General features: G+C 44.7%; 13 protein-coding genes and 1 pseudogene. 1 reads left to right on the top strand and 13 read right to left on the bottom strand.

Annotated elements, in window-relative coordinates; genetic code table 11:
- Positions 1 to 252 precede the first annotated feature (252 nt).
- The 10 genes and pseudogenes from OSC7112_RS06060 to OSC7112_RS06010 form a co-directional block, all read right to left on the bottom strand.
- Positions 253 to 978 (bottom strand): TVP38/TMEM64 family protein, encoded by a 726-nt coding sequence (locus OSC7112_RS06060; protein WP_015175081.1) that lies wholly within the window; start codon positions 976 to 978, stop codon positions 253 to 255.
- Between the two features lie 99 nt (positions 979 to 1077).
- A complete protein-coding gene (gene arsS, locus OSC7112_RS06055) occupies positions 1078 to 2064 on the bottom strand; it encodes an arsenosugar biosynthesis radical SAM (seleno)protein ArsS (protein WP_041622951.1) in 987 nt (328 codons plus the stop codon).
- Between the two features lie 500 nt (positions 2065 to 2564).
- On the bottom strand, positions 2565 to 2960 hold the full coding sequence (gene arsC, locus OSC7112_RS06050; RefSeq protein ID WP_015175079.1) for an arsenate reductase, glutathione/glutaredoxin type: 396 nt from the start codon (positions 2958 to 2960) through the stop codon (positions 2565 to 2567).
- A gap of 43 nt (positions 2961 to 3003) precedes the next feature.
- Entirely contained in the window at positions 3004 to 4074 is a 1071-nt protein-coding gene (arsB, locus tag OSC7112_RS06045) for an ACR3 family arsenite efflux transporter (protein WP_015175078.1), read from the bottom strand.
- A gap of 33 nt (positions 4075 to 4107) precedes the next feature.
- Positions 4108 to 4776, bottom strand: coding sequence for an arsenical resistance protein ArsH (arsH, locus tag OSC7112_RS06040; RefSeq protein ID WP_015175077.1), 669 nt, complete (start codon positions 4774 to 4776; stop codon positions 4108 to 4110).
- Positions 4777 to 4783: 7 nt separating this feature from the next.
- Positions 4784 to 5488: an MIP/aquaporin family protein gene (locus tag OSC7112_RS06035; RefSeq protein WP_015175076.1), complete on the bottom strand. Its 705-nt coding sequence runs from the start codon at positions 5486 to 5488 to the stop codon at positions 4784 to 4786.
- 104 nt (positions 5489 to 5592) lie between these two features.
- Positions 5593 to 5934, bottom strand: a complete 342-nt coding sequence (locus OSC7112_RS06030) for an ArsR/SmtB family transcription factor (RefSeq protein WP_015175075.1) — start codon at positions 5932 to 5934, stop codon at positions 5593 to 5595.
- A 240-nt stretch (positions 5935 to 6174) separates the two neighbouring features.
- Positions 6175 to 7290, bottom strand: a pseudogene (locus OSC7112_RS34335) (inorganic phosphate transporter).
- Positions 7291 to 7524: 234 nt separating this feature from the next.
- Complete coding sequence (locus OSC7112_RS06015) at positions 7525 to 7779, bottom strand: hypothetical protein (protein WP_015175074.1); 255 nt, start codon at positions 7777 to 7779, stop codon at positions 7525 to 7527.
- Positions 7780 to 7956: 177 nt separating this feature from the next.
- Positions 7957 to 8631, bottom strand: a complete 675-nt coding sequence (locus OSC7112_RS06010) for a HEAT repeat domain-containing protein (RefSeq protein ID WP_015175073.1) — start codon at positions 8629 to 8631, stop codon at positions 7957 to 7959.
- A gap of 270 nt (positions 8632 to 8901) precedes the next feature.
- Here OSC7112_RS06010 and OSC7112_RS06005 point away from each other — a divergent pair, with 270 nt between their 5' ends.
- On the top strand, positions 8902 to 11361 hold the full coding sequence (locus OSC7112_RS06005; protein ID WP_015175072.1) for a CBS domain-containing protein: 2460 nt from the start codon (positions 8902 to 8904) through the stop codon (positions 11359 to 11361).
- A gap of 228 nt (positions 11362 to 11589) precedes the next feature.
- Here OSC7112_RS06005 and OSC7112_RS06000 read toward each other — a convergent pair whose 3' ends face one another.
- From OSC7112_RS06000 to OSC7112_RS05995, 3 genes are all read right to left on the bottom strand, one after another.
- A complete protein-coding gene (locus tag OSC7112_RS06000) occupies positions 11590 to 13947 on the bottom strand; it encodes a GumC family protein (protein ID WP_015175071.1) in 2358 nt (785 codons plus the stop codon).
- A gap of 351 nt (positions 13948 to 14298) precedes the next feature.
- Positions 14299 to 14421 carry a hypothetical protein gene (locus OSC7112_RS41660; RefSeq protein WP_263053588.1) on the bottom strand — a complete coding sequence of 41 codons (123 nt, stop codon included), beginning with the start codon at positions 14419 to 14421 and terminating at the stop codon, positions 14299 to 14301.
- Positions 14422 to 15127: 706 nt separating this feature from the next.
- On the bottom strand, positions 15128 to 16558 hold the full coding sequence (locus OSC7112_RS05995; RefSeq protein WP_015175067.1) for an MFS transporter: 1431 nt from the start codon (positions 16556 to 16558) through the stop codon (positions 15128 to 15130).
- Positions 16559 to 16704 lie beyond the last annotated feature (146 nt).

Here is a 16704-nt window from a genome sequence, read left to right as displayed (position 1 = left end):
TTGCATTCCTGACTGCAAACAATTCTTATTCCGATCGCACGCTCGCCTTCTATTTTGGCATCAGCTTTATATTTGGACCTTCGGTTTACCTACTTGAGGTTAGTGCTTGACGATATCTTTAATATCTATCTCGTTTGTATAACAAAATAATTGTAAATAACACAGAGAAAATACGGAGTTTTTTAAATTAGCAATGTATTATAAGGTAGAGGTAAATACTTGTTGACAAAATTACACATTTGCGCTATAATCTCACGGGTAAATTTTTTCGTCTAAAGCTTTTTTTGCCAAGCGGGTTGCATAAACGGTGAGGGCGATCGTTGCTAGCAAACCAATGCCGTAGAGAGCCCACTCAGCAGCAGTGCGCGATCGCCCGCTAGATCCGAGTGCAGCCAAACTCCCGGCGAGGGAACCGATATAAACATACATGACAGTTCCCGGAATCATGCCGATCCAAGATGCGAAAAAATAGTCTTTTAGAGATACCTGCGTGACTCCAAAAGCATAGTTAAGCAAATTAAACGGAAAAATGGGAGAAAGCCGCGTCAGCAGCACTATTTTCCATCCTTCAGAGGCAACTGCGGAGTCGATCGCCTTAAATTTTTGATTGTCCTCTATCTGCTTGGAAACCCAGTCGCGAGTTAAATACCGCCCTACCAAAAAAGCGCAAGTTGCGCCTAAAACTGAGCCGATGGAAACACAAACCGAACCGCCAACGACTCCAAACAAAACGCCAGAACCGAGAGTCAGCAAAGAACCGGGGATAAATAGAACCGTTGCGACAATGTAAATTAGAATAAAAGCTGCCGGGCCCCAAGGGCCGAGACTCGCGATCGACTCCAAGGCATTTCTCAGAATTCCTTGGAAGTTGAAAAACTTTGCCGCCACAATCAAAGCCACAGCTAAACCAATCCCTAAAATCAGCTTCCACCTATTTGATGGCGGCGGATTTTCATCGGGCGATCGCGAATCATTCATTACCTAAACTCCCCACTCATTCATTGCATACACTGTCAGGTTTGTAGTTGCGCTTTAGCGATAAAAAACTCTGTAATAAAGCGCAATTTTTCCCTTAAATTAAATCAAAGTACCGCCACAGCTAGAACCGCTACCCGCCGTACAGCCGTAACAATAAGCAGCCGTTTGCACCTCTTGAATCACATCTAAACTGCCAGATGCGAGCAATTTAGCAGTATTTATCTTTTCCCCGCTGCCAGTTTTCGCCGGCAGATTTTCCATTTGGTTAAAATCGCAGTCGTAGACATTGCCCAAATAGTCGATCGACAATTCGTTACGGCACATTAAATGTTCCAGAGTCCCGCGATTAAAATTATCCTCCAAAAACCCCAGATAAGGCTTGTGAAGTTTCTTATGTTCCAAATGAAACTTAGTCCGTCCCACCGGCAAATTAGTAATCGCGAACAATTGATTAAAACAAATCCCAAAATGTTCCGCTAAATAAACCTTGTAATCTTTCTCTAACTTGCCTTGTTCCGGTGTTAGCGAAAACTTGTCTGTTGCCGGCACTTGTGGATTGTACACCAAATCCAGAGTTAAATTTGGGTTTTTCCCGTATCCCAACTGATTTAGCTTTTGCAGCGCCCGAATCGAACTGTCAAAAACACCGCTGCCGCGCATTTTGTCCACATTGTCAGCTTGGTAGCAGGGAAGCGACGCCACAATTCTGAGTTGGTGCTGCGCGCAATATTCGGGAATATCTTCAAAACCTTTTTCAAAGTAAATCGTCAAATTAGAACGAACAATGACCTCTTTACCTGCCGCCCTGGCAGCTTCCGCTAGCGGTTTAAAACCGTAAAGCATTTCGGGAGCACCGCCTGTGAGGTCAACAGTTTGAATTTGAGGAAAACGGCGAATGATTTCAATTAATTGGTCGCAAATTTCCGGGGAAAGTTCTTCTGTTCGTTTCGGGCTAGCTTCTACGTGGCAGTGAGTGCAAGCGAGGTTGCAGCGTTTGCCCAGATTAATTTGTAAAACTGTAATCTGCTTTTTAGTTAAAGCTGAGTGAAGTTTGTTTTTGAAAGGCGTGACTGCCGTCTGAATCATTTGCTCACCTTTTGGTCTGTGCTCGCAACGAATGTAGAGGCGTTCCGGCGGAACGCCTCTCATAATTTAGCACTAATTCTTTGGATGCGACAGTGACAAATTTTAAGTGGTCGCTACAAAGTTAATTGAAACTCACATCTTGCACTATTTTTAAGAACAGGCAAGATGCCTGTTCCACAAAAAGATGCCTGTTCCACAAAAAGATGCCTGTTCCACAAAAAGATGCCTGTTCCACAAAAAGATGCCTGTGAAGCGAAGAGTGAATTTCTTGTGGGGTGGGCATCCTGCCCGCCCGTAAAAGGCTTATTGACAATACTGCAACTCAGTTAAAACTGACATCTTGGACTATTCTCGCTCGCGCAGGCTTTCCGGCCTGTTCCACAGGAGAGGAATTTTCTCGCGGAACGGGCCGTCGGGCCTGTTCATAAAAGGCTTATTGACAATACTGCAAGAGCTGAGTTAAAACCGACAAGGCAAGAATTCTAATTTTGACACTAATCTTACTTTAGAGAGTCAACTAATGTTTCAACTCGTGCTTTAATTTCATCTCGAACGCGGTGAAAAGTTTCGATGGGTTGTCCGTCGGGATCGTCGAGTTGCCAATCTTCAAACACTTCTCGCAATACCCATGCTTCGGGTAAATTCACCCCGCAGCCGCACAGAGAAATTACGGCGTCGTAGTCTTCTGCATTGAATTCGTTTAATGGGTTGGATGTTTGATCGGTGATGTCAATGCCGATTTCTGACATGACTTGAATTGCTGTCGGATGAACTCTGCTTGATTCTAACCCGGAACTGGTGACTTCAATCTTGCCTGCTCCGATGGTTTTAGCAAATCCTTCCGCCATCTGCGATCTGCAGGAGTTTCTTTTGCAAACAAACATTACTTTTTTCATGGTTTTTGTTGGTTATTGCTTGTCGGAAAATTGTATGACTAGGCTAGACAGACCCGGGCATATTACGTCTAAAAAATCGCTTCTCAAACCACACTGCAAGGTTAACTAAACTAATCAGCACAGGAACTTCTACTAAGGGTCCAATCACCGCAGCAAAGGCGGCACCGGAGTTAATGCCAAACACGGCAATGGCGACAGCAATGGCCAATTCAAAGTTATTGCTAGCAGCAGTGAAAGCCAAACTTGCTGATTTAGCATAGTCAGCTTTTATTTTCCATGCCATGTAGAAACTTACTAAGAACATTAGCACAAAGTAGATGAGCAGCGGCATCGCTATCCGCACCACATCCATTGGAATCTGAACAATTAAATTTCCCTTTAAGCTAAACATTACTACGATGGTGAACAACAGGGAAATCAGCGTAATTGGACTGATTTTAGGAATGAACTCGCTGTGATACCAATGCTTGCCTTTGGCTTTTACCAAGGCGGCGCGAGTTAAAAAGCCAGCCAGAAAGGGAATTCCTAAATAAATGAAAACACTTTGGGCAATGTCTCCAATTCCTATGTTAACAACGCTGCCTTTAAACCCAAATAAGGGCGGTAAAACTGTGAGAAAAAACCAGGCATAAACGCTGTAAAATAAAACTTGGAAAATACTGTTGAATGCCACAAGTCCTGCTGTATATTCAGTATCTCCTTTGGCTAACTCGTTCCAGACAATTACCATCGCAATACAGCGGGCTAATCCAATCATAATCAAGCCGGCCATATATTCAGGGTAATCATGTAGAAAAGTGATGGCTAGCACAAACATTAAAATCGGGCCGATTACCCAGTTTTGCAATAACGAGAGAGCGAGAATCTTAGTATTGCTAAAGACATCCCCTAACTCTTCATATCGCACCTTGGCAAGGGGTGGATACATCATCATAATTAAGCCAATGGCAATCGGGACATTCGTTGTTCCCACTTGAAATTGGTTGATAAATCCTTCGATACCTGGGATGAAAAATCCCAAGGCAACGCCGATGACCATTGCCAGAAAAATCCATAAGGTTAGGTAACGGTCTAAAAAGGAAAGTTTCTTTAAAATGGTTGAATTTTTCATCATTTATTTTGGATACCTCCTAGGGAAAGGCCAACTTTAGATACTCTTAGCAGAGTTAACCTCAAGGGCGCGATTTGCGACGGCGATCGTCTCTTTAGCGGCTTGTTCTTTGCGTTCGCTGTAGCGATCGGTCAAATAGTCGGTTTGCTCCCGCAACAGCAAGGTAAACTTGTACAGTTCCTCCATTACGTCGATCGCCCGATCGCGGTAAGGCGAATCCTTCATCGTTCCATCTTCATTAAACTCCTGATAAGCCTTCGCAACCGAAGACTGATTCGGAATCGTAAACATCCGCATCCAGCGGCCCAAAATTCTCAAAGTATTGACAGCATTAAAAGACTGCGAACCGCCGCTGACTTGCATCACCGCCAAAGTTCGGCCTTGAGTCGGTCTGACGGCCCCAATACTTAAAGGAATCCAGTCAATTTGATTTTTCATAATGCCGGTAATATTGCCGTGCATTTCTGGACTCGACCACACTTGACCCTCCGACCACAGGCTCAATTCCCGCAACTCTTGAACCTTCGGATGAGTATCGGGAACGCTGCCGTAAATCGGCAGTTCTAGAGGATTAAAGAACCTAACCTCTGCACCGAAATCCTCAATAATTCTCGCTGCTTCTTCCGCCAACAAGCGGCTGTAAGAACGCTCTCTTAACGAGCCGTATAAAAACAAAATTCTCGGTTTGTGCGTAAAAGTTGTCATGCTACTTTCAATTAAAGTCCCGAAATCCGTTAGATATTTCCCGATAAACTGCGACTGCTAATTGTGCCCCCCAAATCGGAGCAACCCAGTAAACCCAGTGGTGTTCCCAAATGCCGCCAACTAAAGCCGGGCCGAGAGACCGTGCCGGATTCATGCTCGCTCCGGTAATCGGCCCCATAAATGCAGCTTCTAACCCTACAGTTAAGCCAATTGCTATCCCGGCAAACCCGATGTGAGCGCGTCTGTCAAGTCCTGAACCGAGGATAACAAACATTAAGATAAAGGTCAAAACAGTTTCTAAAATTAGAGACTGCAACCAGTTACCGTTGAGAGGGATAGTTGCACCGAGATTTGCTACTTTTCCTAGGGTAATTAGCAGCACTTTAGAAGCTGCGATCGCACCCGCACACTGCCCTAAAACGTAAGGCAAAACTTTATATTTTGGGAAATAACCGCTCGCCCAAAACCCTAAAGTTACGGCCGGATTAAAGTGTGCGCCGCTGATGTGTCCTAGGGCGTAAATCATCGCAGTTACTACTGCACCAAATACAAAACTGATGCCTAAATGAGTTACGGAACCAGCGCTAGTTTTGTTAACCATCACCGCACCCGTGCCTGCAAAAACCAAAATAAATGTACCTAGAAATTCGGCGATCGCCTCTCGCCTGCAATCGGGCCGAGCACAAGCTAACCGATGAGCTGTTGCATCCATCGCTCTCAACTAATTGGTTCCATCCCATCATATCAATAAAACTTGATATGTCAATTCTCAAAAAAGCAATATCAGTATTTGAGTGATTAAGAAATGTTGATGGGTTAACCCGCGTCGGAACAGGGGCGCGCCGGCAGGATCTGGCTGAAGCGGCGGTATTCGGCGAGGTACTGTTCGAGGGCGACAAACTGAGCTAAATTGAGGCTGTAGTAAATCCAGCGGCCTTCTTGGCGGCTGCGGACTAAAGCTGCATCCCTCAAGGCTTTGAGGTGAAAAGAGAGTTTAGACTGAGGGACAGAAAGTCGATCGCACAAATCGCACACGCACAACTCCTGTTCCCGCAGCAACTCCAAAATCTGAAGCCGCAGGGGGTCAGAAAGAGCGTGAAAGCCAGCAGCGATCGATTTATCTGCAACAGGAGGCGCGATCGGAGAATTTTTAACCATAAATTACCCTTAAAATTTTATTCAAAAACTCCCCGCGCGATTTCTTTTTTTACCGTTAGATTCGATCTGGTTATCCTTTGATGGCAATCCCAAATCAACTGCGAACTCTTTCTCTTTTAGGACTAACGATTAATATCGTTTCCGGCGGGGTGGGCACGATCAAATCAAGGTCAATAATTCCCCCTTCCCCACTCCCCACTCCCCATCATAAGGAGTGTAACCGGAATTGATATAATTCTCTTACCGATGCAACACCCAGTAAGCGCAGCCGCTGATTGCCGCAGCAATTGGCAAGGTCAAAATCCATGATAGTAGAATCTGATAGAAAACGCGCACATTAGCTTTTTTTGAAATCAATCCTACACCAAAAATTGAACCTACCGAGACATGGGTAGTAGAAACTGGAAGTCCATAGCGACTGGCACCAATAACTAAAAATCCTGTCACTAAGTTTGCCACCAGCCCTTGACCTGTATTCATTGCTGTCAGCTTTTTGCTCATTGTTTAGGCAACTTTTTTAGCATTCAATAAACCGCCGATGGCCATTCCCAAAGCTACTGCTAAACTTCCCCACTGAACAGAGACTGCTTCACCGACTAACATCAGCGAAACAATTTTAGGAGTATCGTTCAATCCTCTGGCAAAACTGACGATTCCCGCGCTCATAAAATGGCAAACATCCACTAACTTTTGGCTGGGAATTTGTAAGAAATTTCCCAGGTACTTTTGCGTGCATTTATCTAGAGAATCGACCGCGACATCAGCGGTTGTGATGCACTTAAGTATGTTAGTTGCATCCGGTTGGGGAATGGGAATAATCTGTTGAGTTTTGCCAGCGCAAATACACCATTCTTTTTGGATTCCTAAATAAACTCGCAGGTAGCGAGACAGCCCATAAATTAAAGCTGCTAATGGAATCGCTATCATGGGACTCAGCAACAAAGGCATTAGAAAAGTGTTCTGCAATGCTGTAAAATTAACTTGAGTACCAATTGCGACTAAACCTGCACCGACAAGCGCACCTGTAAGACCGTGAGTTGTGGAAATAGGGAATCCAGTTAAGGTAGCAAGAATAACGGTTAAACCCGCAGCGATGGCGACTGCCAAATGAAAATCTGGGGCATTGGCGATATCGTCGGGAACTAGCCCTTTGCCCGAAAAGCTTTTTACCAGCGTTTCTGCTAAAAAAATAGAAAAGACTGAACCTGCAAAAGTTGTAATCGTGGCCCAACTAATTGCTGTTTTATAGTTCGTTGTCTGACTGCCAAACAGTGTCGCCACGCCTTTAAAATTATCATTAGCACCATTGCAGTATGCTAAAAAAAAGGTGGCGATAAATAGCGCAATAAGTAACATTCTCTTAGTCAGAATAAGTGTGGTTTATTTGAAAGAGTTTTTGGTCGGGGCCCCTACAGCACCGAATTTGATTGTATAGACACAGTTGCATCAAATAAAATAATTAAAATATTAATATTTTTTTTACGAGGCGAGCGATCGCGTCTTAATTTCGCGCCAGCAAAATGGGCGCGATATTGAACGATACTCTAATGAAGGATCGGCGCTCGCGGACGGTACACTCACCCCACCCATTCACTTAGGATTTTGTACCCTTGCTGGCACATCTGTCAGTCCCGCCTTCTGCATCAGTGAAATCACCCCTATAGATAGAATTCCCCCAATAATTGCCCCGACAACTATCAGGATAATAAAGACTTTTTGCAGAGTTTTTTTAGTGGCCGGGTGGTACTGTCTCGGCAATGCTTCACCTTGCTCGTCAACTTCTTGCTCCAAGGGGTCTAGCGGATTGGAGGGATTTGAGTTAAAAGGATTGGGCGCTTGATTCATGGCTAGTTTTGGTTAAAGGATATAAAGAACTATTTTAACTTGCGATTTGCCGTAGCAGCTTATATAATATATTCTGGTTTGACTCAATACTCTATAAATTTTATTAAGATTGCTAAAATAAGGATTAACCCGGTTTATTGAAGAAACCGGGTTTCTCAACATACTAAAAGTTATATGTCACGCTTCTGCTTTTGACAAACGATCGAGAGAAATTGTTGCCGCCTCAGATACTTGAGAATTGCTATCTTTTTCTAAGTATTTTAAAGCCGAAACGCTCTTAACACTCGGCAAATTGCCCAAAGCTTCAGCCAGCCTCTGGCGGATCAGCCAATCTTCCGACTGAGCAAAATTGAGGAGGCGATCGATCGCCCCAAGATCTTTAATTTCTCCCAAAGCCGAAATTGCCGCCTGCTGGATCACCACTTGCTCGCTGTCGAGAGCTTTCAGCAGCACCTCGCGGGCCCGGGCATCTTTGAGATTTCCCAGAGAAACAGCAGCACTGAAGCGCACCAGCCATTCCGTATCCTCGTAAAAAGCCCGCACCAAAGCATCAAAAGCTCTGATATCTTCCAGATAGCCCAAAGCACCCGCAGCGTCAGCGCGAATGCCGTAATCCGGGTCAGTTTCTAGCAATTTGACTAGAATGGGATAGCACTCTGCTGTGGGTTTGACCCCGAGAGCAAACACAGCCATCGATCGCACTTGCAAACTTTCGTCGTTCAACACCTTTTTAATCAAAGGCACCGCCTCTGCAGCAGGCACATTCCGCAAGTTGGCCAAAGCCACCATTCGATCGGCGGAATTTTCGCTTTCTAACTTGGCTGCAATTTGCTCTAAGCTTAGAGTTGTCATTATGGATAAATCTTGTAGTAAAACTTTACATTCGGGTTATTTTGATTATAGGGGAGTCTCAGGGGAAAAGCAGGCAGTAAAAACCGCCCTGCGTATTTGAGATGAGTAAGATTGCGGATTAGTGAGACGATGAATCTAAAAGTTCAGATTGCGTGGAAATAATCAATGAGAAAGTTTATTATTTAAATCCCAAGCACAGGCGAGGTGTTTCTGCCGTTCCCTAAGGCTTTGCCCGATAGTTAGCCGCCCTCTGACAACCTGCAATCCACTATGCCGTTTTACCACCCGCCCCTTTACTCCTCAGCCTTAGAACAAGCGATCGATCGCTACCCCCTCACTGCCGGGCCAGAAACTTCCTTAGCAGTGGCGATCGCCCTGATGAGTCAGTTGCAAAACAGTTGTCCCCTAGTCAAAACACCTTTACCCTCAGACCGGGGGGCGATGACCGAAACATCCGCGCCGGAAAAGGTGCGGGCCCGCTGCGTGTTCGTCGTGCAGAACCAGCAGACTATTACCACAGGCAACTTATCCGACAACCACAGCCGCGGACTGTTAATCGGCATATTAACTCCCGCCGACCTAGTGAGGCTGATAGCTTCTGGCACAATAGACAGCCAGCACAAAGTAGCCCTGCACAAAATACCAATTTCCGAAGTGATGTCCCCGGTGTCGGTCTCCCTCACAGAATCCGATGACCAAGACGTGTTTACCGCCTTATCCTTATTTCGCCAGCACAAGATTCGCTATTTGCCGATCGTCAATCAATTTCGCCACTTGGTAGGAGTGCTGACGCGGGAAAGAATTCGCCAAGTATTGCAGCCTTCAAACATTCTTAAATTGCGGCGGGTAGCAGAATTAATGACTACGCCAATTACAGCGCCTCACACCGCCTCGCTGCTGACTATAACCGAACTGATGTCAGAGCATCAGGTCAGTTGCGTAGTGATTACAAAAAACAAAGAATTAACAATGGAGAAGCCCAAAGATGACTATACCTCCATTTTTCACTATTCCTTTCACCAACCCCTGGGAATTATTACCGAATATGACATTGTGCAGGCACAGTTTCTCGAACTAAATTTCAAGCAAACCCCAGCTCAAAAAGTCATGAGAACTCCCCTGCAATTTCTTCAACCTTCCGATTCCCTATGGACGGCGCACAAAGAAATGCAGCAGCAACAAGTGCAGCGGTTGGTCGTGTGCGGGGGGCGCGGAGAACTGTTGGGAATTATTACTCAGACCAGCTTGCTCAGAGTCCTCGACCCCACCGAAATGTACCGAGTTGTCAAACAGTTGCAGCAGTCGGTTTATCAATTGCAAGCCGAAAAAGTGGAACTGTTGCAAAGTCGCAATGCCAAACTGGAACAGCAGGTGCGGGAACGGACTGCAAAACTCCACGAACAATTGCAGCGCGATCGGCTGTTAACTCACATTTCCTTGCGGATTCACCAATCCTTAAACCTCGAAGAAATTCTCAACGCCAGCGTCGATGAAGTCCGCCAAGTTTTGCAAGCTGACCGAGTAGCAATCCTGCATTTAGAGTCCAGCAATTACGGCATTGTAGTCGCAGAATCCGTTGCCGAAAATTGGCCTTCAATCTTGGGAGAAATCATGCCGGATAATATTTGGCAAGAATCTGCTTCGGTGGTCGAACAGGAAATTTATGCGGTTCCGGATCTCGACCAAGCCTGTTTGAGCGCCGAAAAATATGCCCGGTTCCAGCAAGCGCAAATCAAAGCTTATTTGATTGTACCAATTTTGCAAGACGGCAATTTGTGGGGGATGATGTGTGTCCATCAGTGTTCCCAATCCCGTCAGTGGCAGCCTTCGGAAGTGGATTTGCTGCTGCAACTGGCAACTCAAATCGCGATCGCCATTCAGCAAGCCCAACTCTATCAGCAAGTCCAAAATCTCAACACCGACCTCGAACGCCAAGTCCAAGAACGCACCGCCGAATTGCAGCAAAAAGTTCACGAACTCCAGCATTTAAACGTCCTCAAAGATGAATTTCTCAGCACCGTTTCTCACGAACTGCGGACGCCTTTAGCTAATATAAAAATGGCTATTCATATGCTGAGAATTTCTCCCACACCCGATCGACGCCAGATTTATCTAGAAATTTTAGAAACAGAATGTACTAGAGAAACAGATTTGATTAATGCTTTGCTAGATTTGCAGCGGCTCGAAGCGGCAACTTGTCCGATCGACCTCGAACCAGTAAACTTAGAAGTCTGGCTGCCTACTATTATCGACCCGTTTTACACCCGGGCCCACGACCGCCACCAGGATTTGCGAGTAGAGTGCGATCGGCACCTCCCCACGATCAGTTCCAACCGCGCTAGTTTGGGACGAATTTTAGCCGAGCTCCTCAACAATGCCTGCAAATATACTGCCAATAACGGCGAAATTTTTCTGAAAGTTGAGTGCAAAAACGGAGACTGGGAACAAGACGGACAAAGGACAAATTCGCGACAAGCAAGTGCTGTGGCTTCAGAAATCCAATTTACACTCAGCAATCAATCGTCCATTTCCATAGAGGAATTGCCTCGAATTTTTGAGAAATTTTATCGAGTTCCCAACGCCGATCCTTGGAAACAAGGAGGTACAGGTTTGGGTTTAGCTTTGGTTCAAAAACTTGTCGAACAGTTGCAGGGAAAAATTGAGGTTGAAAGCAGGAATGGCTGGACTAATTTTACCGTCACATTTCCTACCAACCCTGATGGAAATTAGTCCGCAATCAATCAATTTTAGATTTTAAATTTGAGATTTGAGATTTTAGACTTCGACCTAAGACGTTCGCCGAGCCCTTAGTCAAGTCGCGCAAGCGTCGAACGATTTTAGATTTTCGATTTACTCCACAGACGAATCTAGGAGATTGAACAAAAGTCTAAAATTTTGGGAGTTCCATGACTCCTGTCGGGGGCTTGTATCCATTTTTGGGGGTCATCTTTGTGGGTCTCACTCTTTTTTAGGAGCTAGTTTGCGGATACCAGACGGTGCTGGTGCCAAATTCAAATATTCATTTTTATCTTCAACAACTGACGATCTAGATGGTGGATACTTCTTGCGTTTAGGGGCATGATTCGCAACTGTTCCCAAGCATGGTATGCCAAAATTTTCTAATTGACTGAAAACTTTTTTGACAACTGAAAGAGGAACCTGCTGAATTGCTACAACCATCAGTATTCCATCGGTGCGCGCCGCTAAAAAATTCGTATCTTTACTGTCCGCCAGCGGCGGCGTATCGTAGATAACTAAGTCAAATTGTGCCTGAAGTTCTTCCATTAAATACTGCATCTGAGATGATGCCAGGCGTCTGGCAGTACCAGAACCCGGGAGACCTGCAGTTAATACAAAAAGATTATCTGCTAGATGCGATCGTTGGATCATTTCATCGGGTTCGTTTTTATTGTCGAGCAAGTTGCTCAATCCCTTGACATTAGGCAGTTCCAACAGCAAGTGCAGGCTGGGCGAATGCAAATTCGCGTCTACTAACAGCACTCGCTGACCCGCCAGCGCTGCCACGTGAGCTAAGTTTAAAGCAACGGTAGATTTTCCTTCGCCAACTGTAGCCGAACCAATTGCCAAAGAGCTAATCGTTCGATTTGAAGAAAGAAAGCGGATATTAGTATAAAGAGAGTCAAAAGCTTCTATAAATTCCGCAGCATTTTTCTTATTACCCTCTTTTCCTTCAAGATAAGCATAGGCATTAGCAATAGAAGGCTGCAATTTTCTAGCATTTTTGTCAAGAGGAATTGCTCCCAATAAAGGCGCTTCCACCGCATCTTTAACGTCATCAGTACAGTAGAAAATATTGCGGAACTTTTCAATGAGTATAGCAGCTCCCAGACCCAAAACTAGCGCCCCAACAACTGCCATCATCAATTTGTTTTTAGCTTTCGATGCAACTGGCACGAGGTTGCCCTTAGCATCTCGCGGTATGCCTGGTTCAGAAATTATTTCCCAAGGTACTTGGCTTTGAGCTGCTTGGACGCGCAGAGTTTCCCGCTGGCTTAAAAGTTGATCGCGGGTGCGGGCGGCTACTTCTAATTGCTGTTGCAGTTCGTTGTAGCGGCGGGCTATGCTGGGGAATTCTGTTGCTTGTCGGTTTAAATTGTTTTTAGTTTGGCTGATTGCCTGAAGGCGAGCTTCTAAAACTTCAACTTGGTTAGCAGTATCAACCAATTGTTTAATCAAGCCTATGCGAATAGAATTTTGAAAATTCTGAACTTTAGAATTGGCTTGGGTGCCTACTAAATTTTGCCCCAAAATTCGATCTGTTTGCTGGTTGAGCAAAGCTACTAAATTTGCCCGCTTGCGCTCTAAAGCTTCCACTATAGGGTTAGCAGATTTAAAACGAGCTGTTTCTACAGCAATCTGACCTTCTACTTCCTTAACCTTGATCAGCAACTCTTTATATTGAGGTTCTTCGCTTAAAGCGGAAGCGGCAATAGCTTCATTTGGTGTAAAATCTAATTGTTTTTGCAAGTTAGCGTACAGCGTTTTCTGTTCTTGCAGTAGCCTTTGAGTTTCTAACTCTAAAGTTTCTACGGTACGAACTTGCTGGATTAATTGCGCGCCTTGTTCTTTAGGATCGGTAATCTTTTGCTGCTGCTGTATCACCTGTAACTCCGATTTCAGGTCGTTTACGCGCTTATTGAGTCCCGGAAGCTGGTCTTCAATAAATTTAACACCTTCACCAATCCGAGTCTTGCGTTCCTCAAGACTGTACTTTAAATATTTCTTTTTAGTTTCTTGTAAAACGAACTCAACTAACTTAGGATCGGTCCCCATGAAGCGAACTTCCAAAATTTTAGTGAGGGTCATCTCATTTTCTCCAATCCGCACAACCACTAAAAATTTTTTAAGAACTTCCTCGGTAACTTCTGGATATCGTTTTTGGACTTGTTTAACAATAGCCGACAGCATCTGAGGACTCTGGAGAATTTGAAGTTGAGTTGCGTAGTCCAAACTAAAAAAATCTCTATTAGGTACTCCTCCTCCCTCGCTGCGATTGGCTAGGGCAGAGGGGTCAGCAATTCTTGCCTCCGTTGTCACGGGTTCCACTAGCATCCGAAAATCGCCTTGATATGTTTTCTTGGCTCCCTTGATCTGATAAACAACTCCACCGCCTACTAGACCTATAATGCCAATAATGATTAAGGCTTGTCGCTGAAAAGTCCTCAACAACGGCTTTAGATTCAATCCTTTCTGAGGCTGCGCGCTTAACTCTTCTCCCTCGTCACCGGAAAATTGCTGCACCTGTCGGCTCTGGTTGCTAATGGGTACGATATGAGCGTCCTGTTCTCTTTCCATGTTGACCTCTTGGATATTTTGTGGGTACAATCAGCTTTCTTCTGCGAGCCTTCGGGTTGATACTTTTAGCATTGGCTTAAGGATATCACACGAAATTATTGGTTGGTCGAGCCCACTTCCTTCTAATAGTTCTCACTACTTTCACATAGTATACAAAAATAACTAAATCCCTATGCTATGCCGGTGGCAAAAGTTCTTTTACAACTGCTGGAGAGTTATATCAGACTGCATTTGGGTCGCAGTGTTGTGCTTGTATTTAGGGTTTCGGGGCGACGAAGCCAACTGTTTCAGGTGTTGCTCCGCTTCGAGACAGGGGGTTCAATAGCTTTACCAAACTTTTACAATTGACCGTCATACCTCAGCCGCTGCTGGCGCTGGTATTGGTTTGTCCTCTATGCCATTTTTCGGCTCAGAGTCAACGGCAGAAGCAGTTGTTAACTTAGGCGCTAACTGACCGACTAAAAAGTTTTGCATTTCCCATGTAGATATAATTGGGAGCATCTCAATGAAAGCAGCAAAGCTAGAAATTGGAGTTTTGAGGCTCTCTTGCTGCGAGGAAAGAGTCAGAAGTCAGGAGCCAGAAGAAGTGTTTTTACAAATATGAGATGCTCCCGGTATAATTAGCCACATTCAGCAGATTTTTGGAAACGGCAACTAATCTAATCAATTTCCGATAAAAATCTATTTCTTCTCTTAATTATAAAATTTTTGAGGATCTGGATGACTGATTAAGTATATACACTTACTGATTGTTATAATTATATCACAAACTACTCTCTCTAGTGCGCGACAGTGCCCGACAGACATAAAATTTAATAAGTTGTGTTCTCAAGCTCGATCGACATCTCGAACAACTCAAGCCTTCGGGGTTTTTCTACCGGGGCGGATGGCGCGGCGCGATTTATGTATATTCGTAAAAAAAAAACTAGGTTTCTGGGTTCCGGGGCTATTACTAAAACTATCGCTTTTATTCGCCCTCCGAGCAAGCTATAGCAATCCATTCGGGAAACGCGCGACGGGCTTTTTTTGGAATTAACCGATGCCATAAGAAGATGACACATTGTTAAAGAAAAAAAGACTTCGCACAGGATTGGAGGATTGCTATTGCTCCCGCTAGGATTAGCTCTTGGTAGTTGTTATTTTTCTATTTTACTAATTACCAACAACTCCTTATTAGCGATTATTGATGTTGTGCTTTTCTTTCTCGAAGTTTCAACAATATTTCTGCATGAACTTCGCGGGTTATGGGATAAAAATATGTAAGAATCATGCCAGCAATTAAAGCAATTGTGGGCAGCGGCCCGATCGCAACTCGAATCGCAAAGAGCGCAGAATCTGGCTGTACGGGTGCCGGCTGTCCGGGAACTGTAGATAGAAATCCAGCTCTTGCTAATGCTTGGCCTACCAACCACAAACCCCCTGCCAATCCGATTTTTTGCAGCAGTACCATAAACGAATAGAAAACGCCTTCGCGTCTTTCTCCTGTTTGCAGTTCGTCGAGTTCGATCACATCCGGTATCATCGACCAAGGTATTAGATAAGCCGTGGAAACTCCGACACCTGCCATGACTGCTAATAAGTACATCTGCAATACTTGTCCTGGTTGCAGAAAAAACAGTCCAGCTTGGGCAATAATCCACAAACTCATGCCCATAAAATATACGGCTTTTTTGCCGTATCTCTCGCTGACTTGACTCCAAACAAATAGCATGATTAGTGCAGTGCCTTGAACTGCGATCGCCACCAAGCTAAAAACGTACTGGGGCTGTTGCATCCAGTTAACAACAAAGTAGGGAATAATAGTAGCAGTCAACTGCACTCCCAGCCAAGAAAAAAGATAAATTCCAATTACGTACAAAAAAGGGCGATTGCTAAAGGCAATCTGCAACTGTTCTTTCAGTGGCAAGGATGTAGAATTATCTAGTTCTGCGTTTTCTAATAGTTTGGCTGCGACGTGCTTGCGAGTTCCCAAAACGCACCAGTACAAAGGCAAGACAGAGATAACTGCACAGATTGCACCTAATACTAAATATTGTTGATTTGGGTCTTTTTCAAATACACGAAAGATAATTAGAGCTAAGATTAATGAAAAGATGCTGCCGCCAATGGAGAAAGCAAACCGAAAACTATTAAGGCTAGTGCGTTCGTTGTAGTCTTGAGTAAGTTCTGGAGTCAGGGCAGTGTAGGGAAGATTGACAGCCGTGTAGGCGGTGTTGAACAAAATGCCGATCGCAACATAGTACCAAAATAACACTGTGTGATCCGTGCTAGGTACAATCCACTGCAATAAGAAGAATATGCCGAAGGGAATGCCACCATATATTATCCAAGGATATCGGCGGCCCCAAGGGTGAGAAGTGCGATCGCTCAAAACCCCCACAATCGGGTCATTTATGGCATCCCAAACCTTGCCGATCACCAAAATATTGCTGGCTAAGTCGGCAGGTAAACCAGCGACATTGGTAAAGAAAACTAGGAGGTAAAATGCCAAAACATTAGCGGTAATTGCCGGGCCGAGGTCGCCGGCACCGTAAGCTAATTTTGTCGAGAAACTGAGTTTTTGTGTTGCGGGCTTTTTGGCGGCTGGTTGAGGGGGGGAAGTGTTGCTCATAAACTTTGATTTCGAGATTTTTTGGCAGTCACAGTCTTTCCAGTAGGAGTATAACTCACGCTACGCCCTAATACTAAGTTTTTTGTAGCGATCGGGACGATTGTGACAACTTGGTAATTGATAATTGAGAATTTGGAATTGATAGA

The sequence above is a fragment of the Oscillatoria nigro-viridis PCC 7112 genome (assembly GCF_000317475.1).
Taxonomy (GTDB): Bacteria; Cyanobacteriota; Cyanobacteriia; order Cyanobacteriales; family Microcoleaceae; genus Microcoleus; species Microcoleus nigroviridis.
Note: the sequence above shows the minus strand (reverse complement) of the source record. Positions and strands in the feature narration are given on the sequence as shown.